At 70.4% G+C, this 22,575-nt stretch carries 17 protein-coding genes; 5 read left to right on the forward strand and 12 right to left on the reverse strand.

What is annotated here, in order from left to right; translation table 11 throughout:
• Positions 1–28 precede the first annotated feature (28 nt).
• Complete coding sequence (locus E4N62_RS17595) at positions 29–1,339, reverse strand: HTTM domain-containing protein (protein ID WP_374117007.1); 1,311 nt, start codon at positions 1,337–1,339, stop codon at positions 29–31.
• Positions 1,336–2,265 carry a DUF5819 family protein gene (locus tag E4N62_RS17600; protein ID WP_230215483.1) on the reverse strand — a complete coding sequence of 310 codons (930 nt, stop codon included), beginning with the start codon at positions 2,263–2,265 and terminating at the stop codon, positions 1,336–1,338. Before E4N62_RS17600 ends, E4N62_RS17595 begins: the two co-directional genes overlap by 4 nt.
• Positions 2,266–2,591: 326 nt before the next feature.
• Here E4N62_RS17600 and E4N62_RS17605 point away from each other — a divergent pair, with 326 nt between their 5' ends.
• Positions 2,592–3,818: an acyl-CoA dehydrogenase family protein gene (locus tag E4N62_RS17605; RefSeq protein WP_230215485.1), complete on the forward strand. Its 1,227-nt coding sequence runs from the start codon at positions 2,592–2,594 to the stop codon at positions 3,816–3,818.
• A gap of 76 nt (positions 3,819–3,894) precedes the next feature.
• On the opposite strand, the gene E4N62_RS17610 is transcribed toward E4N62_RS17605, so the two are convergent.
• The 5 genes from E4N62_RS17610 to E4N62_RS17630 form a co-directional block, all read right to left on the reverse strand.
• A complete protein-coding gene (locus E4N62_RS17610; protein ID WP_230215576.1) occupies positions 3,895–4,224 on the reverse strand; it encodes a rhodanese-like domain-containing protein in 330 nt (109 codons plus the stop codon).
• 116 nt (positions 4,225–4,340) lie between these two features.
• Positions 4,341–5,381, reverse strand: a complete 1,041-nt coding sequence (locus E4N62_RS17615; RefSeq protein ID WP_230215486.1) for a J domain-containing protein — start codon at positions 5,379–5,381, stop codon at positions 4,341–4,343.
• 242 nt (positions 5,382–5,623) lie between these two features.
• Positions 5,624–7,093 carry a DUF2252 domain-containing protein gene (locus tag E4N62_RS17620; protein WP_230215577.1) on the reverse strand — a complete coding sequence of 490 codons (1,470 nt, stop codon included), beginning with the start codon at positions 7,091–7,093 and terminating at the stop codon, positions 5,624–5,626.
• Positions 7,094–7,415: 322 nt separating this feature from the next.
• Positions 7,416–10,226, reverse strand: a complete 2,811-nt coding sequence (locus tag E4N62_RS17625; protein ID WP_230215487.1) for a beta-L-arabinofuranosidase domain-containing protein — start codon at positions 10,224–10,226, stop codon at positions 7,416–7,418.
• Between the two features lie 717 nt (positions 10,227–10,943).
• Complete coding sequence (locus E4N62_RS17630; protein ID WP_230215488.1) at positions 10,944–11,339, reverse strand: hypothetical protein; 396 nt, start codon at positions 11,337–11,339, stop codon at positions 10,944–10,946.
• 452 nt (positions 11,340–11,791) lie between these two features.
• Between E4N62_RS17630 and E4N62_RS17635 the strand changes: the two genes are divergently transcribed.
• Complete coding sequence (locus tag E4N62_RS17635; RefSeq protein ID WP_230215489.1) at positions 11,792–12,679, forward strand: prohibitin family protein; 888 nt, start codon at positions 11,792–11,794, stop codon at positions 12,677–12,679.
• 670 nt (positions 12,680–13,349) lie between these two features.
• Complete coding sequence (locus tag E4N62_RS17640) at positions 13,350–14,513, forward strand: LAETG motif-containing sortase-dependent surface protein (protein WP_230215490.1); 1,164 nt, start codon at positions 13,350–13,352, stop codon at positions 14,511–14,513.
• A 907-nt stretch (positions 14,514–15,420) separates the two neighbouring features.
• Here the strand turns inward: E4N62_RS17640 and E4N62_RS17645 are convergent.
• Both E4N62_RS17645 and E4N62_RS17650 read right to left on the reverse strand, forming a co-directional pair.
• The gene (locus E4N62_RS17645; RefSeq protein WP_230215491.1) at positions 15,421–15,732 is read right to left on the reverse strand and encodes a hypothetical protein; all 312 of its coding nucleotides are present in this window, start codon (positions 15,730–15,732) and stop codon (positions 15,421–15,423) included.
• A 258-nt stretch (positions 15,733–15,990) separates the two neighbouring features.
• Positions 15,991–17,130 (reverse strand): peptidoglycan recognition protein, encoded by a 1,140-nt coding sequence (locus E4N62_RS17650; protein WP_230215492.1) that lies wholly within the window; start codon positions 17,128–17,130, stop codon positions 15,991–15,993.
• A gap of 417 nt (positions 17,131–17,547) precedes the next feature.
• Here E4N62_RS17650 and E4N62_RS17655 point away from each other — a divergent pair, with 417 nt between their 5' ends.
• Both E4N62_RS17655 and E4N62_RS17660 read left to right on the forward strand, forming a co-directional pair.
• A complete protein-coding gene (locus E4N62_RS17655) occupies positions 17,548–17,970 on the forward strand; it encodes a GNAT family N-acetyltransferase (protein WP_230215493.1) in 423 nt (140 codons plus the stop codon).
• 208 nt (positions 17,971–18,178) lie between these two features.
• Positions 18,179–19,174: a PP2C family protein-serine/threonine phosphatase gene (locus E4N62_RS17660; protein ID WP_230215578.1), complete on the forward strand. Its 996-nt coding sequence runs from the start codon at positions 18,179–18,181 to the stop codon at positions 19,172–19,174.
• A gap of 202 nt (positions 19,175–19,376) precedes the next feature.
• Here the strand turns inward: E4N62_RS17660 and E4N62_RS17665 are convergent, their stop codons facing one another.
• The 3 genes from E4N62_RS17665 to E4N62_RS17675 all read right to left on the reverse strand — a co-directional run bounded on the left by E4N62_RS17665 (position 19,377) and on the right by E4N62_RS17675 (position 22,479).
• Complete coding sequence (locus E4N62_RS17665; RefSeq protein ID WP_230215495.1) at positions 19,377–19,724, reverse strand: hypothetical protein; 348 nt, start codon at positions 19,722–19,724, stop codon at positions 19,377–19,379.
• A gap of 216 nt (positions 19,725–19,940) precedes the next feature.
• A complete protein-coding gene (locus E4N62_RS17670; protein WP_230215496.1) occupies positions 19,941–20,423 on the reverse strand; it encodes a hypothetical protein in 483 nt (160 codons plus the stop codon).
• Positions 20,424–20,601: 178 nt separating this feature from the next.
• Positions 20,602–22,479: a hypothetical protein gene (locus E4N62_RS17675; protein ID WP_230215497.1), complete on the reverse strand. Its 1,878-nt coding sequence runs from the start codon at positions 22,477–22,479 to the stop codon at positions 20,602–20,604.
• Between the last annotated feature and the right edge of the window lie 96 nt (positions 22,480–22,575).

Raw genomic sequence — 22,575 nt, forward strand, 5'->3', positions numbered from 1 at the left:
TCGCCCCCTGGCGCGCTCACCGGATCGTTCATGCGGTGAAGCCTACGGGGGGCTGCTCGGCCGTCTCCTTCTCCTGCTTCTCCTGGGGGAGCGGAGATTGCTCAGGGGCGCGCGGGCCCGGGATCGTCGGGTCGCCGCCCGGCGGCACACGGCGCAGGACGCGGTCACGCGCGCGGGCCACCAGGCCACCCAGGCGTTTAAGGAAGGGCGTCGGCAGGAAGACGGCGTCGGCGGCGATCATCGCGAGCGAGAAGAACGGCAGCCCCAGCACGACGGCGATCACGGCGTGCTCAGTCATCATGACCGCCAGCAGGACGTTCTTGACCCGCCTGTTGAAGAGCGTGAACGGGAAGGCGACCTGCACGATCACCGTCCCGTACGTCACCAGCATCACCATCGTGCCGCTGGACGACATCAGGTCGGAGAGCGCGGCCCAGGGCGAGAAGTAGTCCAGGTGGAACGGGTAGTAGGCGGCCGTGCCGTCCTGCCAGCGCGAGCCCTGGATCTTGTACCAGCCGGCCGCCGCGTAGATCAGGCATGCCTCGGCCATGATCACGACCAGGGCGGCGTTGTGCGAGAGATTGCCGACGATGTCGAGCAGCGCACGCGGCTTGGTGTCCGATTCGACGCGCCCGGCGACCCACCACAGCCCGTGCACCGCCCACAGACCCCAGAAGAAGGTGAGCCAGCCGCCCAGCAGGCCCCCGGGGATCAGGCCGCCGAACGTCGCCACCAGCAGCGCGAAACCGAGGACACACCAGAGAACGGGCCCGACCAGATCCTCCTGCGCCCTGCCGTCGCGCTCCAGACGCTCGCGCGTGCGCCGTGCGCGCCGTGCGTCCAGCGACCAGACCTGGGCGCAGCGGACGAAGACGAGGTAGATCGCCATGAGGTGGATGACGTTGTCGCCGCCGTCCCCCATGAAGACGCTGCGGTTCTGCAGCGAGAGCACGCCCACCATGAACAGGACGCTCACGGCGCGGGTGCGCCAGCCGAGCAGCAGCAGGAAGGTCGACAGGACGGCGAGGGCGTAGACGATCTCGAACCACACCATGCTGTCGGACCACATCAGCGCCGTGAAGGCGTTGTTGTCCGCGATCAGCCGCTGGGCCAGCTCGAAGCTCCAGGGCCCGTCGGGGCCGTACAGCTCGCGCCGGTGCGGGAACTCGCGCAGCAGGAACAGCAGCCAGGTCGCCGAGAAGCCGATCCGGATGATCGCGCTCTGGTACGGGCCCAGCGCGCGATCGGTGACACGGGTGATGCCGTTGCCGATCGCGGCGACGAGGCGTCCCACGGGGCTCACCGGCGGAACCGGGTGGGGCGGGCTCATGGAGCTCATCCGGCGCTCGCCTCCGTCCGACCGGTGACGGCACGGTCGGCACCGGCCGCGTCGGCGGCGGCGTCCGTCCGGTCGTCGCCGGTCACCGACCACCAGGGCAGCTCGCGGACGACGGGCTTGTCGGACACCTTTTCCTCGCTCCACTCGGGCGGCTGCACATTGGTGGTACGGGACCGGAGCTGGATGCGCTCGATCTCTCCGCCGGGACCGCCGGCCTGCTCACGGTCGAGGCGCATCACGACGATGCGACGCACATAGCGCTCGGACAGATCACCGCGCGACGAGGTGGCGCGGTGCTCGCCGTCATGCGTGGCGGTGTAGAAGTCCCAGGCACGGCGCAGTTCGTTCTGCTGGGTGTGGCTGGGCACCGGATTGTGGTCGATCGCGGCGCCGTCCAGCGCCGACAGGTCGTACCAGCCGGTGGTCCGCACCTCACCGTCGGCCGTGCGGACCTCGGCGCGCGCCTGCACCGCGATGTTCTGTTGCAGCGGGTTCGGCGCGAACAGCTTCCAGTTCTGCTCGAACTCCGGGTAGACCCATTCGTCGACTGCCCGGCCATGCTGCTTCGTCAGTGTGTTCGAGGGGGCTATGTGCAGGAACACCAGCCCGAGATGCGCGCAGGTCGCCACCGCCACGATCGCGAGCACCAGCGCCACGGCGATCTGGTACGGCAGGGTCAGCGCGGCGATACCGGAGGCCGGCTGCGCCGGCTCTGCTATCCGCTCCGGCCGCGAGGGGGAGGACGCCTCCGACGGCGACCCCACGAGCGGCTCCGAGGACTCGGACGGGTGCGGCGCCCGCGTCGCTGCCTCACGGGGCGGCTGGCTCTTCGGACCCTTCGGCGGCGTATCGCGCACGGAGGCCGCGTCGTCCTCGGGCTCGTCCGGCACTCGCCGGGCGTTCGAGTCCTCGTCGTTCGCGTCCATTGCGCCCAGCTCCCCGATTTCCACTACCCGGTCGACTTCCCCACCGGAACTTACTCAGCCGCGTTCCTCCGGCACAGCCCCGATGGCCACAGCAGTCACATCGTCACACCGCTCACACGGCACCCCTGAGGTTATCCACAGCGGGGGACACCTTACGGCGCGGCGTGGTCCGCTTCTCTCCCGAAAACCGCTGCGCCCGCGCTGCCGACCGTCGGACCAGGCGTTCGTCACCCGGCCGTCGCCCGGGCGCCGCCACACCATTCCCTTCTTCTAGAACCTGTTCTATCTTGACGCCCCGTCATCGGCGACACGGAAGGGGCGGGACCGTGGACTTCACGTTCACCGAGGAGCAGCAGGCGGCGGCCGAGGCGGCGAGGGCGGTGTTCGCCGGGGTCGCGCCGGACGGAGTGCCCAGCCCGTCGCTCGTGCCGGGGGCGGTCGCCGACGACTTCGACCGGGCCCTGTGGACGAAGCTCGCCGACGCGGACCTGCTCAGCCTGTTGCTCGATCCCGCGTACGGAGGGTCGGGGCTCGATCCGATCGCCCTCTGCCTGGTGCTGCGCGAGTCGTCGAAGGTGCTGGCCAGGGTCCCTCTGCTGGAGAGCAGCGCGGCCGCCGTGGCCGTGCATGCCCACGGCGACGAGGAGCTGAAGGCGGAATTGCTCGCGCGCGTCGGCCGGGGGGAGGTCGTCCTGACCGTCGCCGCGCACGGCCGCACCGGACACGATCCGGCCGAGCTCGCCGTGACCGCCCGCCGGGACGAAGGCGGCGCCTGGGTCCTGGACGGCACACAGACGGCGGTGCCCTGGGCCCACAACGCGGACTTCATCGTCGTCCCCGCGACGGTCGCACCGACGTCGGTGGCCCCCGGCGCCTCCGCCGAGCGAGCCGACGGGGCAGCCGAGGCCGGGGCCGCCGAGCAGGACCCGGTCGCCGCCGAAGACGGCCGGGCAGTGCTCGCCCTCGTCCCCAGCCTCCACGCAGGGGTGACGCTCGCCGAGCAGATCTCCACCACCGGCGAACGGCTCGCGGAACTGCGACTGGATTCGACGCGGATCGCCGACCGCAACGTCCTCGATGCGGAAGGCGCGTGGGAACGGCTACGGGAGCTGCTGGCCACCGGCACCTGCGCACTGGCGCTCGGCCTGGGTGAGGGTGTCCTCGGCATGACCAGCGACTACGCCGGCAAACGCGAACAGTTCGGCTTCCCGATCGCCTCGTTCCAGGCCGTCGCCGTCCAGGCCGCCGACCGCTTCATCGACCTGCGCGCGATGGAGGCGACGCTGTGGCAGGCCGCCTGGCGCATCACCTCCGGCGCGGCAGGTGCGCTGCCCGCCTCCGGAGATGTGGCCGTGGCCAAGATCTGGGCCTCGGAAGGAGTACGGCGGGTCGTGCAGACCGCGCAGCATCTGCACGGGGGCTTCGGCGCCGACGTCGACTATCCCCTGCACCGCTACCACGCCTGGGCCAAGCATCTCGAACTGTCGCTCGGTCCTGCGGCGGCCCACGAGGAGGCCCTCGGGGACCTGCTGGCGGCACACCCCCTCGGCTGAGCACCACGCACGCCTCGACGCGGGGCGCGCCCGTCCGATCCGTTCGTCCTCCGCGCGCCCCGAACCGCCACGTCCCCTAGAGAACGAAGCCCGCCCCGCCCTTGTCATCCACCACGGGACGACCGGCGGCAGCCCAGACCTGCATGCCGCCGTCGACGTTCACGGCGTCGATGCCCTGCTGGACGAGATAGTTGGTGACCTGCGCCGAACGTCCGCCCGAGCGGCAGATCACATGGACCCTGCCGTCCTGCGGCGCCGCCTCGGTGAGCTCGCCGTAGCGCGCCACGAACTCACTGATGGGAATGTGCAGCGCCCCTTCGGCATGACCCGCCTGCCACTCGTCGTCCTCCCGGACGTCCAGCAGGAAGTCGTCGTCCTTGAGGTCTGTGACCTCGACCGTGGGCACACCCGCTCCGAAATGCATGCGTCCGACGCTACCCGACCGAACGGCCGCCGTCCGAAGCCGTCGGCAACCGCGCGGACCAGCGGACCGACTCAGCAGCCCAAGCCGCCTCAGCCGCTTCAGCCACCCTGCCGGTCCTGGCCTCCCTGGCCGTCTTGCTCCCCCTGACCGTCCCGGCCACCGTCGACGTCCTGGCCGACCAGCCCCGCCAGCTCCGCCTCCCGCTGCTCGACCTCCGCCAGCAGCTGGTCGGCGATCTCGTCGAGGAGGCGGTCCGGGTCGTCCGCCGCGAGGCGGAGCATCGAGCCGATGGCACCCTCCTCCAGCTCACGGGCGAGGAGCGCGAGAAGCTCCTTGCGCTGGGCGAGCCATTCCAGCCGTGCGTACAGCTCCTCGGCGCGACTCGGCCTCTGCTCCTGAGGCACCGGCCCGGCCGCCCACTCCTCCGACAGCTCCCGCAGCAGCACCTCGTCACCACGGCCGTAGGCGGCGTTCACCCGGGCGATGAACTCGTCCCGCCGCTCCCGCTCCTTGTCGTCCCGCGCCAGGTCGGGGTGCGCCTTGCGCACCAGCTCGCGGTAGAGCCTGCGGGCCTCGTCGCTCGGGCGGACCCGCTCCGGGGGCCGCACGGGCTGGTCGGTGAGCATGGCCGCCGCCTCGGGGAACAACCCCTCCGAGTCCATCCAGCCGTGGAACAACTCCTCCACGCCCGGCATGGGCATGACCCGAGCGCGCGCTTCCTGCGCCTTGCGCACGTCCTCGGGGTCACCGGTGCGCGCCGCCTTCGCCTCGGCGATCTGGGCGTCCAGCTCGTCCAGCCGCGCGTACATGGGGCCGAGCTTCTGATGATGCAACCGGGAGAAGTTCTCGACCTCCACCCGGAAGGTCTCCACGGCGATCTCGTACTCGATCAACGCCTGCTCGGCCGCCCGAACGGCCCGTTCCAACCGCTCCTCGGGCCGCCCGGCGCCCACCTCCCCGGCGTCCCCCTGACCATCGGCGGATGCCGGTCCCGCGTCGGACACCGACGTCTCGGCAGGCCCCGACGTCCGGGCAGACGCGTCGCCCTCGGCGGACGGCGTCGCTCCGCCGGGCTCCGTGGTCTGCACGGGCTCGGTGGAGCGCTCGGACGGTGTCTGGTCGGCTTCCGGGGTCGTCACCCGACCCAGCCTAGGCCACAGCCCCAGGCCGAACCGCAAACCACCGGACACCTGGCCATCGCGCATCCCTACGAACGCCCGACCACCCCAGGTCGCTCTGTTCGTCCACCCTCATCAGCCCAGGCCGCTCTTCCCGTCCGCCTCCATCACCCAAGCCAGCCCCGACCCTCCCGCCGCCATCACACCTGACCGCCCAGTCCCCTCGCCCCGCACCTCGGGGTCCGTCGTGATCCGTCCTGCCCTCAGACCCCCGACTCCGCCGCGATCCGCCCGGCCCGCACCGCCGCCACCAGGTCCGAGTGATCCGCCTCCGTGCGGTCCGCGTAGGTGACGGCGAACGTGGCCGTCGCCTCGTCGAATTCGTCGTTCTTGCCGCAGTAGCCGGCCAGCAGGCGGGGGTTGGCGCTGTGGGCGTGGGCGCGGGCGAGGAGGGCGCCGGTCATGCGGCCGTAGTCGTCGATCTGGTCGGCGGCCAGGGCTGCGGGGTCGACACTGCCCTTGCGGTTACGGAACTGGCGCACCTGGAAGGGGAGTCCGTCGACCGTCGTCCAGCCCAGCAGTATGTCGCTGACGACCTGCATCCGCTTCTGCCCGAGGACCACCCGGCGCCCCTCGTGATCCACCTCCGGCACCTCGAAGCCGGCCGTCACGAGGTGCGGCTCCAGAGCCGACGGGCGGGCCTCCTTCACCTGGAGAACAAGGGCTTCACCGCGGTGGTCCAGGAGCAGGACGACGTACGAACGGGTGCCCACACTGCCGGTGCCCACCACGCGGAACGCCACATCCTGCACGGCGTACCGGGCGAGCAGCGGATGGCGGTCCTCCGAGAGCGTGGCCAGGTACTGCGTCAGGGAGGTGGCCACGACAGCGGCCTCCTTGTCGTCCACACGGCGCAGCACCGGCGGGGCGTCGACGAAGTGGCGGCCACCGCCCTCCACCTGCCGGGTCGACTTGGCCGCGAAACGGCCGCTGGTGTTGGCGCGCGCCTTCTCCGCCACCCGCTCCAGTGTGCCCAGCAGGTCGTGGGCGTCGGTGTAGGAGACCAGTTCCTCGTCGGCGATGGCGTTCCACGCGTCGAGCGCCGGAAGCTTGGCGAGGAGCCTCATGGTGCGCCGGTAGGCGCCCGTCGCGTCGTACGCCGCCTTGCGGCAGACGTCCTCGTCGGCGCCCGCCTCCCGGCCGGCGAGCACCAGCGAGGCGGCGAGGCGCTTGAGGTCCCACTCCCACGGGCCGTGCACGGTCTCGTCGAAGTCGTTGAGGTCGATGACGAGCTCCCCGCGGGCATCGCCGTACAGGCCGAAATTGGCCGCGTGGGCGTCCCCGCAGATCTGCGTGCCGATGCCGGTGATGGGCGTATGGGCCAGGTCATGGGCCATGAGGCCCGCCGAGCCTCGCAGGAACGCGAAGGGGGTGGCCGCCATCCTGCCGACACGTATCGGGGTGAGCTCAGGGATCCGGCCGCGGTTGGACTCCTCGACCGCCGACACCGCGTCCGGCCGGTCGGTGGTGAGCGTCAGGTCGGCGTGTGCGCTGCGGGGCACCCGGGTGCGCAGCGCCTTGCCCTCGTCCTTCGGCGACCCCACCGCGGGCCACCGGGCGAACCCCGTCACCGCCGGCACCCGCGCACCGGCGGAACGCGCCACCGTCGCCGCCCCGATCCGCCCGGACTCCGCCGACCCCGGCTCGGCTCCCGCAACCGCACCCGCCGCCATCGCACCGACCTCGGTCACAGCGACCGCCTCCCCCGCACACGTCCACGCACGAACATCAACTCGTGACGACGGTACAGCCGGTGGCCGAAACGCGTCAGGCCCTGTGGACAACTCCGCGTCCCGCCCGTCCACACCTGTGGATAACCGGCTGCAAGGATGGAACCGACCTCCGCGCCACCACGGGCGAGGACCGGGAGCCTGCCCGACCGCCTCGCCGCCCAGGTCCGCCAGGGAACGCGAGCGGCGGCCGCTCCGCCGAGGGAGCGACCGCCCTTGTCATCGAACCTAAGCCCTTCGACGGCGTCAGACGGCTCAGACGGCCTCAGGCCGCATACGTGGCGTTCTGCGCGGTGGTCACCACCTTCTGGCCGTCGGCCTGGCTCAGCAGTCCCGCCGACACCCAGGCACCGACGGTCGACCGCACCCGCGCCACCAGCGCGGCCTTGTCGGCGAACGGCGCCCCGGCCCAGATCTCGTCCAACAGCGTCGTCCCGTCGGACTTCGCCGGGTTGGCCACGCCCGAATCGGTGCCGCCGAGGACGACCTTCGGCTCGGAACGCCTGACGTAGGCGTGGGTCGGATCCTCGCTCCCTTCGTGGAAGGGAGCGAACTCGGTGCCGTCCAGCGTGTAGTGCAGCGGCTTACCGCTGACCGGCGCGAGAGAGGGCAGCAGGTCACCGGAGAGTCCCGCGTTGCGGTACAGGCCGACCGACAGATAGCTGGTGGCACTGCTCCTGCCGACCAGGTTGACCGGCCCGTAGAACAGCGTCTGGAGCGAGGGGTCGTCGAGCGCCTTCTCCACCCGCAGCCGGAACGGGATCGTCACCCGGACGACGTCCCCGGCGCGCCAGGTGCGGGAGGGGATCGTGAAGTAGCTCCCCGCGGTCGGCGTACCGCTCACCGCGCTGCCGTTGACGGTCACCCGGAAACCGGCGGTGGCCCAGGACGGCACCCGGAGCCGCAGTTCGAAGGCCGCGCCGGCGCCGCCGACGGTGATCGTGGAGCCCTGCTCGCGGGGATAGTCGGTGCTCTGCGTGATCGTCACGCCCTTGGCCGACCAGTTCAGCGTGGCCGCGCTGTACAGGTTGACGAAGAGCGCGGTGCCGTCGGCCTTGGTGAAGTACACCGAGTCCTGGTATTTGGTGGCGCTCTCCATGCCGGTGCCCTCGCAGCAGGTGGTGCCCTGCTTGGGGGTGTAGTCGCGCACCTGCCCCGGCTTCAGCCCGATGAAGTAGGTGACCAGCGGTTTCTCGGCGTCGGCCTTGTCCTGCTTGGAGCCGAGGACCTGGTTGAGCAGAGCCCGCTCGTAGTAGTCCATGTACTTCGGGTCCTGTTCGTGGAAGAACAGGACCCGGCTCAGCTTGAGCAGGTTGTACGCGCAGCAGGTCTCGGCGTTGGTGTCGCTGATCGTTCCCGAGATGACCCCACGAGCCTTCCAGAACTCGGCCGTGCTGGTGCCGCCGATCCCGTACATGCGCTGCGGGATCACCATGCCCCAGAAGTTCTTGGCAGCGGTCAGATAGCGTGTCTCGCCCGTCGCGTCGTGCAGCCGGACGTAGCCGGTCATGATCGGAATGTGCTGGTTGGCGTGGAGGCCGTCCAGGATGTCGGTGCCGGCGGCGCAGGCGTCGATGAGCCGGTCGAGGTCGAACAGCTTGGCCAGTGCGAGGTGGTCGGCCTTGCCGGTGATCGTGTACAGGTCGACGATCGCCTCGACGATGCCGCCGAACTCACCGCTGGAGAAGATGCCCCACATCCGCTGCAGCGTGGCGTCGGGCAGCTTGGACAGCCGCGAGTACATCCAGTCGCACATGCCGGAGGCGAGATCGAGCGCGCGGGCGTCGTCCGTGGCGAGGTAGGCGTCGAGCAGGCCCTGGAGGATCTTGTGCGCCGTGTAGTACGGCGCCCACACCTTGGTGTAGTCGGCGGTGGTCCGCGTCTCCAGATCGATGAACTGCGCCTCCGGGTACGCGGCGAGGAAGCCGGGATGGCTCGGTCCGCCCCAGGTGCGCCGCAGCGTGGCGGTCAGGCCGCGTCCGGAGGCATCGTCGAAAGTGCCGCCGGAGGTCGCGAAGAAGTAGTACGACGCGAGGTTGCCGAGCCCCGCGGAGGACCTCTTGGCCTCGTTGGTCTGCAGCGAGGTGATCTCCGCCGCGGTCAGAGCCCTCGACCAGATGTTGAACTCGTCGAAGGCGCCCGCGAAGACCGGGTCGTCAGGGTAGTTCGAGCGGCCCAGCCAGTTGTTCGTCAAGGCGCCGAGGACGGAGGGGTTGAGCGTCATCGAGGTGTCCTGGGCGACGGCGGCGCCGTTGACATAGAGGGTGCCCGTGGTGCCGCTGATCGTGACAGCCAGGTGGCTCCACTGATCGAGCGGCAGGGCGGCGGTGCCGTTGAGTCCCTGTTCCCCGCCCGCACCGCTGTCGGTGATCGCGAAACGCGGCACCCCGCTGCCGTTGCGGGATGCCAGGTACATGTACCGGGTCGTGTTGTCGCCGAAGTCGAAGACACGCTGCCAGTTGGCGTCGTGGGTGGGCTTCACCCAGACCGACAGGGTGATCGCCGAGGCACCTCCGAGCACAGCGGTCGGCAGGTCGACGTACTGGTACGAGCCGCGGACGTTCTCGTGCGCGCCGCCCCATCTGCCGGCGACGGCCAGCATGCGTGGATCTTTGCGCAGCGCCTCACGCACCTCGGTGAGCGCACCGACCATGGTGCGGATCTTGTCGGCGTACACCTGCTCCCCGGTGCTCGCGTACGCCTGTGCCAGCATCGTCAGGAAGTGCCCGGTGTAGTGGCCACGGAGATTGCCGTTGGCCTCGCCGTCCAGGCCCTCCCAGCCGCCGGGGGCGACGGCGCCCTTCGTGGAGAGCCCCGCGTTGGCACGGAAGACCTGCAGTAGCCGGTCGACGTCGTAGCCGCGGCCGTGGTCGAGCATCAGCTGACGCTTGTCCGCGAAAAGCCCCTGGCCGAGCGTCACGTCCTTGAGCTCGAAGGGCCGCACCGACCAGGTGGACGGCGTCGGAACCGTGGCGGCGACCGCACGGCCGCCGCCCGCCCCCAAGGAGACCCCGGGTGCGGCCGCGGCGAGTATCGCCGACTGGAGGAGGAAACGTCTGGAGAGGGGCGGTGCCATGTGCGCCTCGTCTCTGGCGGGGTGGGGTGTGGGGGGCGAACCAAGTAAGCATCACGTTCGAAATTGCGAACGTTGTGCGAATTCTCGACCAGAAGATAGGTATGCGACAGTCGGGCGTCAACAGTACTGACGGCCTTCCCGAGGCCAACGACCCACGTCACGGGGCCACTTGCATGCCCTCGACACCGTTTCACGTGAAACATCGTTCGTGCCCACATCTACGACGGTTCATGTGGCGCTGACGCCCCTGACGCACGCGACCGCGCACACGCAGCACGGCACGCCCCCACGCCGTCCCGCACCACCGGAAGCCGAAAGCCCTTACCGAATCTCCTGAGAGACTCCTCACACTCCAGGGTCCCGCGCAGTGCGCCGACCTGCCTCTGAGCGCGCAGTCCGACGACAAAAAGAAGCGGTCCCATCGTGATCACGATGGGACCGCTTCGCTGTGGGGCACCGACGGAACTCGCTGGTCAGGGGCTACACGAGGACTGACGGAGATCGTTTCCCACGGTGGCACAGGGCATTTCCCACCGCCCTGGCCAACAGACCGCGTAGGGCTCGACAGCGCCATGTCTCGCGAATCCACCGAAGCGTGGGTCGGGGAACCGACAGGTGGCCGGCGCCAGGGGCACGGCACTCGCCACCTCCTTGACGCCCAAATTCAACGGGTCAGCCGAGACGTGCAACCGGACCGAGGTGGCGGCGGCCGTGGTGCTACGTCTCCTTGTGGGAGGGGGCGAGCCGGACCCTGCCCACGTTCGAAACCTCCACGGTGCCACCGTCCGCCATCGGCAACTGCCTGCCCAGGGCCGTGAGGGAGCCAAGTAGCTGGGACTCCACGGCCGGCTTACGTCCGGCGGCGCAGCTCGCTGTGACAGTCACCTCCTCCACCTCCACCACGGGCAGCACCGGCACATGCGCCCGGGCCCGCACGACGTGGGTGGCTCCCTCCGCCCGACCGCTCGCGGCATCGGCTTTCGCCATGGCGACGTCGGTCTGCAGAAGATTGACCGGGCGATCGCCGTTGACTCCGTCGAGGTCGACGTCGAGGGTCCTCTTCTCGGCGGTTGCCGGAGCCTGCACCTCGTTGAGCGAGGCATGCAGGGGCACCGTTCCGGCCAGCCCGACCCCGGAGACGTCCAGCGTGGCACGGACACCGCTGCGGTGGCGCTGCCTTCCGACACGTCGGCGACCAGAGCGGCGGTGGCCCCTCCGGCGACGGCCGGGCCGGCCACGAGGAAGCCGCAGACCGTCAGGGCGGCAAGGCGGCGGACGGGTGGGGTCAGGGCTCGGACTTCGGAGGCCCGGCCAGTCAGGCAGGGTACGGATGGCCTTGTGGGCGGGAACTGCGATACCGGAGATCTCCATCAGGAGCCGCACGTAACTTGGCAGCCGTCCGTGGTGCCGCAGGGTTCCGGGAGCGCGGACCGCGACCAGGTCGGGCACCGGGACGGACGGTCCTCCGGGGCCCCTGATCACTCCTTCTCCTGGATGTCCTACGCTCCGCTGACACAAGCAGTGCCTGGTGTGGCGCTGTTCTGCCGTTCCAGGGGGGAGCCACCGTGCTCGTACTGTCCGTTCTGTTGATCCTCGCCGCTGTGGTGTTGTACTTCGTGGCCCGGGCGCGCGCCTCGTCCCCGTTGCGCCTGGGTGCCATAGCCGCTCTGGCCGGGGGCGCGTTCTTCGGGATTGCCAGCTGTGTGTACGTCGTCAGCGCCTACGAGGTCGGCGTCCCGGTGCTGTTCGGCAAGGTGGGTACGCCGATGGCCTCCGGCATGCACCTGAAGGCGCCGTTCACGGATGTCACGTCCTTCTCCACCCGCCCGGTGGACCTCAACCTCTCCGACAAGGACGTCGTCGAGGTGCGCTCCTCGCAGGGCGGAGTGATGTATGTGGAGGTGACCGTGAAGTGGGCGGTGACCCCGGCCAAGGCGGTGGAGCTGTACCGGCTCGCTGGGAACGAGACGGCCATCCAGCAGCGGCTGGTCTATCCGGACAGCCGGGAGATCATCCGCAATGTCTTCGCCCGGTACACCAGCGAGCAGGGTTACGCCTCGGACAGGGAGAAGATCAACGCGGAGCTCGGTGAGCTGATCAAGGAGCGGCTCGCACCGCGCGGTATCGACGTCACCGCCGTGAACCTGCGCAATGTGAAGCCCTCCGAGCAGCTCCAGCAGCAGATCGACCGCAAGATCCAGCAGAAGGAGGCCACCGAGCGGGCCGTCGAGGCGACCCGTACGGCGGAGGAAGAGTCCAAGCGGCGCAAGATCGAGGCAGAGGGTATCGCCAGGGCCAACAAGATTCTCAGCGACTCGCTGTCCGACAAGGTCCTGATGAACCAGTGCATCGAGGCCTTCAAGGAGGCCTCGAAGAAGAACCCGGTCTACGCCGTGCCCTGCGGCTCCGGCAGCGGTAACCCGCTGATCGTGGACGGCACCGGCCGGAACTGACCCCAGCGGCCCGGGGGCGGAGAAGGGGCCTTGCTGTGTCGGCACGGAGAACAGGGTCTGCTCAGCTCAGTGATGGCGGTGCCCTGGCGCTGGCGGGGTCTGTAAAGGCCGCCGTCGACCGCCGAAGTCGGTGCCGCCGCCCCGACGTGACGAAAGCGCCTTCGCCCCCGCGATCCGGCGCTGGACCGGTCTTCCCGTCTTCTCCCTCACTCCTGCTTCCGGCCGGGCCGAGCCTGCTCACCGGGCGGTTCGGCCACCCGAGTCGCGTGCGACTGCCTCCACCGGCACCCTCCTGCGGTGCCGCTCCGGCGACGACACGGAGCCGCGAGAGCCGATCGGCACCGATGCCGAGCGGCCGGCACCCGGTGCTACCAGTAGCACCACAGGTTCAGGCTGCGCCCGCATCAGCCCTGAGCCCCTTTCCCGCCCTTCCCCGTAGGCCACGTGTTTCGCGACGCTTCGAACTGGAACAGCCCATTCCCCATCGCCTTCAAGGCGTGACCGCCGACAGCGTCCACCCCGCCCCTTCTCGTGTGACACAAGCCACATAAGGATTCTGTGAATGCGGGTGCAACCTTCCAAGGGTTTGCTGAGTCACCCCTGTGGAATCAACGGCCACATCCGCGGCCCCACAACGCGACGGCCACTCACCCCTTCGCACGAGGTGCACATGAAGCTTCGCCGCGCCATGGCCGTCGCAGCCGCCACGGCAGTCATAGCCCCCCTCGCCCTGCTGTCGGCCCCGGCAGCGTTCGCCACCGACACCCCCGGCACCACGGAGAACTCCTCCACCGGTACCTCCGGCGACACCGGCACCGGTGACGCGACCGGGACGGGAGACACAACCGGCACCGGTGGTGACTCTTCGGACACGGACACGGACCCCGCCTCCGGCGGCCAGGACACATCGACCGAGGAGCAGAACGCCACCACGGACGACGAGGCGGCGACCTCCGAAGGCTCCGACGGCGAGGCATCCTCCTCGGACGACCAGGACACGTCGACCGAAGACGACACCACGTCCGGTGAGGACGGGGACTCGTCCTCCGAGGACGAGAACAAGCCGTCGGACGACGAGGGCGACGACACCGACCTCTCGGACGACGAGCCGTGGAGCCCCTACGAGGACTGCGAGACCTTCGACCTGGACGACAAGCTCACCGCCTCCATCGCCGGGCTGCCGAACCAGATCGTCGCGGGCTCCGGCTGGCACGAGTTCGATTTCGTGATCAGGAACGACTCGGACAAGGACCTCAAGAAGGTCTGGGTCCAGGCGTTCACGGAGTACGGGGACGACACCAACGACGACAGCTCACTCGCCTTCGACCTCGCCGAGCTCCAGTACAAGCTGGACGGCAAGTGGACCAGCGACTACCAGGAAGGCTTCGAGGACGAGGACGGCAAGATCGCCCTCACGGGCACGTTCGTCGCCGTCCTGGACTCCCTGGAGAAGAACTCCACCGCCACCCTGGACCTCCGGGTGCGGGTGGACGGCAAGGCCCCGGCGGGTTCGTCGTTCGCCCTGAGCCAGGCCGTGTACGCAGGTGAGGAGTCCGCCTGCTACGGCAACGGCGACTTCTACGAGTTCACCGTGCTCGCCGCCGGCCGCGAGCCGGGCGACGACGTCGAGGACGCCGAACCGAACGGCGAGAAGCCCGATGTCACCGACGGCACCAAGCCGCAGGGCGGCGCCAAGGAGATCACCGGCAACCTCGCCGAGACCGGCTCCGGCTCCGCGCTTCCCATGATCGGGATCGCCGGCGGCGTGGCCGTCGCCGCCGGTGCCGGCGCGATGTTCGTCGTACGCCGCAAGAAGACCGGGGCCCAGGCGTAGGACGAGAGCGGTTCCGTACGGAACACGAAAGAGGGGCCTGCGTCCGAAGAGGGCGCAGGCCCCTCTGCCATCGCGGGCGGCCTCGCTGAAGCCATGGGCGGCACACTCAGTGCATGGGGGTCTGGCGCGGCGGCTGCACCGTCACCTTGCCGCCCTTCACGGGAAACGACCTTCCGACGCAAGGGGAAGCAATCTCCAACGGGGTGCTCCGCCACACATCAGCCCCCACTCGTGAACACCCCTGGTGGCGGTGTCCGGCGGCTGCGGCCGTGATGGCGACAGCCGGGTGCACGGCGCTCGAACTCGCGCCGCAAGCTGAAATCCAGTCAGCCGGGAAGGAAGACAGATGCTCAAGAGGCAGTACTGGGGAGTCACCGTACTCCTCATCACCGTGGTCTTCAGCTGCGTCGGTTACCGCCTCAATGACCAGCACCCCAGCCTGCCGTGGATGGTCGGCGGCTTGGTGACCGGAGTAATCGTCACGACAGTTCTCGCCCGAATCGGAAGAGAGTAGATTTCGGCTCCCGGCAGACTCGGAGGCGCCACCAGATCCCTCGGTGGCGCCTTCTGCCCGTTCTTCTTGTGATTGCAGGGGGTGGTTCACAGTGACTCGTGACCCTGTTCCCCCATGTGGACCACGGATCCCGTACGGGGCCGGAGGCCGATGGGCGATGGCCGCTCCACGCGGACAGGACCAGGTGGGTTGCCCGAGCAGCCTCAGGGATGGTCTTGAAACGGGGGCCGCTCCAGTGATCGCCGGATGCCACGCGTCGCGATCAGTGGCAACGCGCTCGGGGCGACGAAATCCGACGGGCCGCATCCGCAGGCCGGCGGTCAGGGCACGGTCGCCCCGTCCGTCCCGGAAACCCGTATCACCGCTGTCCAGGAAATCGCCGAGCCGGGTGGCTCAGTCGCGCCGACGGTCGCGGAGGGGAGCCGTGCGCTCGTACGCGATACCGAGCGCGACAGCCAGGAGTGCCAGGAGCAGCGCGATGCGCGAGCAGGCGGTGACCACGCTCTTGGACGCACCGGCGAGGCGCGGCGCCGCCTCGGCGAAGGCGGCCGCATACGCCGCAAGCGCCACCGAAGCGAGAAGGCGTGGTGGGTCCGTGTCACGGTGCGGCAGCGGTGGCTCCCAGCCGAGGAGGGTCGCCAGGATGAGCGGAAGGACGAGCACCGTGCCGATGCCGAGAACGACACAGCCTGCGGTGGTGTTCATACGAGCGCTCCAGGGCAGGGCGGCGGCTTGCGCCGACCAGGCTTCCCGGCTCACCTGAGGTGGATCATAGCCACCGCGCGTGCACCCTGTGGTGAAAACGTGTGTTTCTGGTGCAGGCCGGGCTCATGCGCGACGAGGTCGTATGTCATGTTTCGTGAAGTAGTGACAAGGAGAACTGCACCGTGTCTGTCTGAGGTTCCCCGCCGTACGGAGGGGCCTTGCGCCCCACGGTGCGCCGGCGTGGGTGTCCTGGGCATCTCAGCCACCGGCCAGTATCCGGATCGTGGGCAGCTGGGCGTACAGCTGGTGTCCGGGGCACTGGGTGTTGTAGCCGTCACGGTGACCGTGGATGGCCGGGAAACTCAGCCGGGCGCCCTTGGCCCAGGTAGAGCCGAAGTAGTTGCGGCCGGCGTCGCCCGCGGTGAGGGTGGCGGTGCCGGCCGGGTTGACGCCGTACTGGCCGAGCTTCCAGGCGGCGACCCTGGCCACGGCGGTCAGGACGGCCGGGCTGGGCGTGACGTCGGTGTACGTGCCGAGGACGGAGACGCCGGTGGTCTCGGTGTTGAAGCCGTAGGCGTGGGCGCCCATCACCGGACGGTCCACGCCGCCCTTGCGGCCCTCGTAAAGGGTCCCGCATCGGTCGACGAGGAAGTTGTAGCCGATGTCCTTCCAGCCCAACTGCATGACGTGGTAGACGTAGATGCCTCGGATGACAGCCGGGGCCTCGGCGCAGGTGTAGTCGTTGCTGCCGGCGGTGTGGTGCACCACCACCGCCTTGATCTTCCCGTCCGGCAGATATCCCGGCGGCTCGGGGCTGATCGACTCGTCCGCACCCCATCCGGCACGCGAGGTGATGGGCGGACGGGGTGCGAGTTCGGCATTCGGTGCTCCGTGGGCAGCGGTGGGGGCCGGCCGCGCGGTGGCTGGTGCGTCGGGACCGGGATCGACCAGGTCCAGTCTCAGCCCGGCGGGCAGGACGGAGGCACCTTCCGCGGCGATGCGAACCTCGGCGCCGCCAGAGGGCCCCGTCCAGACGGGATCGGTGCCGCCCCGCAGGGCTGTGTCCTCGCCCTGGCTGTCGTCGCCGTCCAGGTGCCGCCAGCCGGACCACCGGCCCGTCCCGGCGGACCGGGTGCGCACCGCCACGCTGCCCGCGAGGTGGGCAGACGGATCGTCCCAGGTGACGCCCAGCACGCTGAACAGGCGTGTGTCTCGTACCACCAGTACGGCGCCGCGCCGGTCCGCCGTGGCGGGCACCGCGCGGACCTCACTCCGCGTCCCGGTGGTGGGGCCGGGATCCGTCGGCCTGCCGTGGCTGCGGGCCGCCGGCGCGCACAAGCCCTGGACGGTCAGTGCCCCCGCCACCACCAGCGCAGCAATGTGTCCTGTACCCCACACGCGTGAACTCCCTTGCCTGAACGCTACTGTCGGCCACCGGCTCACGGTTCCGGCCCTCGTTATGAGCTGTTGCGGCTTCGGGCGGTGAGTGTGTCAGCCGCCTGGCGATCATCGGGTTATCGACACGGAAGTCCAGTCCGGGACCCGGGCGCGCACCCCCGGGCGGGTGAAGGGCGGTTGGGCCAGGTGGCGGCTCCGGGCTGGCCCTGCCATGGCCGCTCCCCGTTGCCGTGCGGGGTGCGGGCCGGCTGTCCATCGCCGAGAGCCGCACTGCGGCAGACAGGTCTGCCAGGATGCTGCCATGCAGCCGTACGGGACAGCAGCACGCGTCCAACGATGCCTTGGCCGGCTGCGGAACCCACCCCTCCGCCGGATCCGTGCCCTGGCGGCACGCTGCGCGACCGCGGCCGGAGCACGATGACCCGGGCCTGGCGCGTGGGCGGCCGGGGCTGCTGGACCTGGCGGCTGGACAGGGTTCACCGGCAGCAGCGGAGTCGCCCGATGGAGATCGTCCTGCGCGACGGTCGGGAGCGGGTGGTCGCGCGGCTGCGTTTCCGGGTGTGTCCGGCATGCCGTACGGGGCGGATCCACGACGTCTGGGTCGACGAAGCGTGGCAGCGGCAGGAACTGGGCCGCGAGGCCCTCCACTCACTGCTCGCTCGGCATCCTGGACACCGCTGGAGCACTACCCTGAAGACCCGGCAGGGGCGGGCCTTCTTCAGCGCGATGACCCGGGAGACGTCCACCGACTTCCCGGCCGCAGCCCCGTTGTGCCCTCATCTCAGGGGACGGTTCGGGCAGTTCGTGCACCGCATGACCGGTCGGTCCCCGGCGCCGTGAACGGAGCCGGGGATGCGGCGGCCCGACTCGGCCGTGAGCGCGGGCCCGGCCGTCTGCGACTATGGATCTCGCTCCGCGGGGAGTGTGTGACGGCAAGGGCGTCGTCCTGTGCCGTCCTGGGGCCGCGGGGCGTGACCGCCTGGCGCTGGAGGGGGATGTGTCCGAGGAGAACGACCGGCTTGCCGTGCTGTCCGCCCTGCCGTTCGCCATGATGGCCACGGTGACGGTGGTCGACGTCGCCACCGGACCGGCGGTGGGACTGCTGCCGTTGGTGTCGCTTGGACCGGCCTTCGCCCCGCTGGTCGGCGGCTGGCGGCGCACCCTGGGCATCGGTGTGATCGCGTTGCTGCTCACCGTCGGGCTGAGTGTGTACAACGACCTGTTCGACGCCGCGCGCGGCTACGTGAGCACGGCCTCGGTCATCGGCGTCACCGCGGCGGGACTCGTCGCCGTGTCCATGCGCCAGAAGCGGGAGGCAGAGCTGGCCAGCGTCCGCTCGATCGCCGAGGCCGCCCAACGGGTGCTGCTCAAGCCGGTGCCGCGCCTGGCCGGGCAACTGCGCGCGGCCGTCTCCTACATGTCCGCCGTCGCCGAGGCCCGCATCGGCGGCGACCTGTACGAAGTGGTCGCCGCACCGCAGGGCGTGCGGGTGATCGTGGGCGACGTACAGGGCAAGGGACTGGACGCGGTGGAGACCGCGGCCATCGTCCTGGGCGCCTTCCGCGAAGCGGCCCTGGACGAGGCCGATCTCACCCAGGTCGGGCACAGACTGGCGCGGTCCGTGGACCGGCAGCTGGAAGGGGAGAAGTTCGTCACCGCCATCCTCGCCGAAGTGCGCGACCGCGAGGTCACCTTCCTCAACTACGGCCACCCCGCACCCCTGCTGATCCACGCCGACGGCTCCGCGACGCTCCCCGAACCGGCCGTCTACGCGCTCCCCCTCGGCCTGAGCGCCCACGGCCCGTCGGAACCGGAGCCGTTCCAGGCCGACTTCCACCCGGGGGACCAGCTGCTGCTGTACACCGACGGGGTTACCGAAGCCCGAGACGGCGAAGGTCAGTTCTACCCACTCGCCGACCGCGCTCCCCTGCTCAAGGAACGCGATCCGGAAGCGGCTCTGGAGACCCTGCGCCAGGACCTGCTCCAGCACGTCGGCGGCCCGCTGCAGGACGACGCCGCCATGCTGCTGCTCCGCTACCGGTGACCGGCCGGATCACACCTGACGGTCGACCACCGGCGGCGGATGGGCGAAGCGTGCTGTCCGCCTCCACCCACCCCGCGGCCGTCCAGCACGGTGGTCTCCACGGTGGCCGGTCCGAGCCCCTGATGAGCGCGGCATCCCCGAGGCCCGTCATCTGCGCAGGCGACGCCGGCTGGCGGGAGAGCGATACGTCCGGTACGCCATGTCAGGAGTTCCGCAGCCGGGAGCAGGAGGTGAAGGCGACCAGCGCCACAAGGGCTCCCGCCTCGGTGGCCGCGGCGTCGGCGAGCAACCGGCCCAGACGCGGGCGCAGGTGGTCGACCAGGACGAACACCACGGGGAGCCGGTGAGCGCGGCGACCACGCCAGGGCCCCAGTAGGGGGGGCCGGGTCCAGAGCCAGTGGGCCAGCAGCATCACCACCGGGGCGGTGAAGGGCAGTTGAGGCTCTCCGAGCAGGGCCAGAACAGGACAGGCCAGAGCGCACACGATGGAGCACGCCACCGTCATCCGGGCGGCCTCGCCCCACGTCACCGGCCGTGGCTCGGACACCACGTCGCCTTCTCCTCGCTGTACCACGGCCATTGAGCCGCAGCCGGTCGTCCTTCGGTCATGCCAGTTCCCTGCGTGATCAGCGTGTCTCGGACTGCCGAAGGACGGCGACGCTCCCTGTGGTTGCGCGCCGTGAACTCGGCGTCGTGCAGGACAACGAATGAGTCCGGGAGTCGGGAGGGGACGGCCGGGGCTGAGGTCTCGGCGCTCTGCAGCGTCTCACCCGGTGGGAAGAACCTGCGCCGATCCATCCGCCGGCAGTGAGGCGGCCGGAGTGCCGGTCACCGCAGGCAGCACCTCAGGAGCGTCCTCCGACTGCTGCACGGTCGTCCCCGTGTCTCCCGGGCGACCGCCCGTGCCGTCAGGGCGCACCACCACCAGGATCAGGGCGATGATGGCGGCCACGCCGAGGACGCGGGCGGCGCGACGGCACCTGGCCCATCCGTCCAGTTCGTGCCATGCCGGGCCGGTACGTGGTTCGTCCGGATGCCAGAGCTCACCGACTGCCTCCAGCCCGCCCAGCGCGCTCTCGTCCGCGGAACGCAGGGCAATCCGCTCCCGGGCGGAGGGCTCCCTGGGCGCGGACTTCCGGGTGGCGCGCTCGCTGTCCTTGAGGAACTGCTGCCACACGTCGTCCGGGACGGACGACGTGTGGTCCGGATCCCCGGATGATCCGTCGCTGCCCGGCCGCTGAGTGGTCACCGCTCCCCCTGTGCACAACCTGTGGACGAAGGCAGGGGCGGAGAGAGCCCCCCGAGCCAACGGGTCTCGAATGTACGCCCGCTGACGTCTCCGGTCGCTTTCGGATGCCGGCTGCTCTGCCTCATCAGCGCCTCCCGCCTTCCCGCACGGCCCGGTGACGGTCGGTGCCGCCTCGTGCTCATCTGATGACCGCGACCGTGATGGCGAGGCTGACGAGGAGGAGCAGGAGGGGTCCCAGCGGCAGGCCGTGTTCGCGCGGTGTGCTTGGTTCGGTGGGGCGCAGTTGCGGATGGGCGTGCAGGGCGGTGACCTCCTCGGTCATGCGGGCGTAGGACGGTCGCAGTCCCAGGCGCCGTTCGAGGCGCTGCTCCCCCAGGCCCGTCAGACGCCACGCGTCGCCGTCCGACCGGTGTATCTCCACGCCGCCCTCGTCGGTGTACTTGGCTGCCCGCAGCTGTTCCCATGGGACGTGCCGTACGGTCCAGGCCCCGGTCAGCCACAGACCGGTGCTGTCCGCGATGACGCGCCAGTTCAGGAGGATGGCCGCGAGGTTGATCAATATCGACAGTCCGAGGAAGGGGAGGAGGCCCCAGTCGAAGCCATCCGTCGCAAGGTCCTGTGCGGCGAGGGAGAGCCCAGTCGCCACGCCTGCGGTGAGGGCCAGTCCGACGGTCCGGGAAACGGGGCCCGGCCCCCACCGCACAGGGCGGCCGGTGGGCGTCAGGGTGGCGGCGATGCGGTCCGTCCAAGCCTGCTTCTCTGGTTCTGTGGTGTCGGAATCGGTATCCGTGACGGCAGGAGCGTCCAGGAGGGGCTCCTTGCCGGTTCGAGGGAGCCGGACCGGGCCGACGGTACGGAGCGCGATCGGATCCCCCGCATGGTCTGTGGTGATGAGGACCAGTTCACCTCCCTCGTAGGGGGCGCCGAACAGGACCGCTTCGTGCAACCGCGTGTCGACCGAACAGTCCTCCTCCTCGTCCTCGACTTCGTGCTCGTGCTGGCCCTCGGCTTCGGTGCGGTCGGCCGGTTCGTCGTCCTCGCGGAGCGTGGTTGTGCAGAGACAGGTGAACAGCGCGGTGCGGCCGGCTGTGTCGTCGGCCGCATAGATCCAGGTGCGGCCTTCGTGGTCCGTGCGCTCCAGCACGCGTAGGGCGGGAACCGGTGCGCGACGCAGCGCCGCAGCACGGCGGCGGGCGAGGACGCCCATCATGAGAAGGGACAGGCCGGGCAGTCCGGCGGCCAGCACCAGCAGCTGCCAGCCGAAGGCGTCGTACGGCTCGGCCACCAGACGCCGCCACGAGCCGTCCTCCAGGACGGTCACCGTGCTGCCGACGCGGTAGTCCTCGGGGTAGAACGCGTCGACGGTGATGCGCCGTGCGTCGTCGGCGCGGACCTGCACGCTCTCCTCGCCGCGGCTGATCACCTGCGCCGTGGTCTGCACGGACCGGGCCGCGTGCTGCTCGTCGGCGCGGATCCCGCTCAGCCCCAGCAGGACCGCAACCGCGGCCACGGCACACAGGACCAGCCCAGCGGCGAGCGGGAGCCTGCCTCGCGCGAGTGGGCCGACGGGCTCCGGCAGCCGGTGCCGCACTCCGGCGGCCCGCTCGGCGATCCGCCGCTGCCTGGACCGGGCGGCCAGCCGCTCGCGGGCCGCGGCCCAGCCGAAGGCCAGAGCCCCGATCACGGCGACGTTCGCGGCCTGGGACATCCGCCCGGCGCCCGGCAGCTCTCCCCACGCCACGATGGCCGCCAGGGCGGGCGCCGCGATCAGCGTGAGCTCCGGAAGCCGGGCGAGCCAGAACAGCAGCCCGACGGCCAGGCCCGATTCCGCCATGCCGACCCAGTCCGGGCCGCAGGGCGCCGCATCGCTGCACGGCGGTACCGGTTCCACCGCGATCGCCCATATGACGCTGATCAACAGCGCCAGCACGGACCACATGGGCTGTGCCCATGGCGCGGGGCCGGCCTGGGCCCATGGGGCGGCGTCGGTGGACGACCAGGCGGGCGTACCCGCTGGAACGGCGCCCGAGGGTATCGGGACGGGAGTTTCGGACACGCGAGGATTATGCGGCAGGAGGCGGGCAGTCCCGCCGCGGGCCGAACTCGGATCGGCCCGACGCCACCGGGCCAGAAGGCTGAGGCCGCTGCAGCA

Origin of the sequence: Streptomyces sp. MNU76 (assembly GCF_020982545.1) — a bacterium.
Lineage (GTDB): Bacteria > Actinomycetota > Actinomycetes > Streptomycetales > Streptomycetaceae > Streptomyces.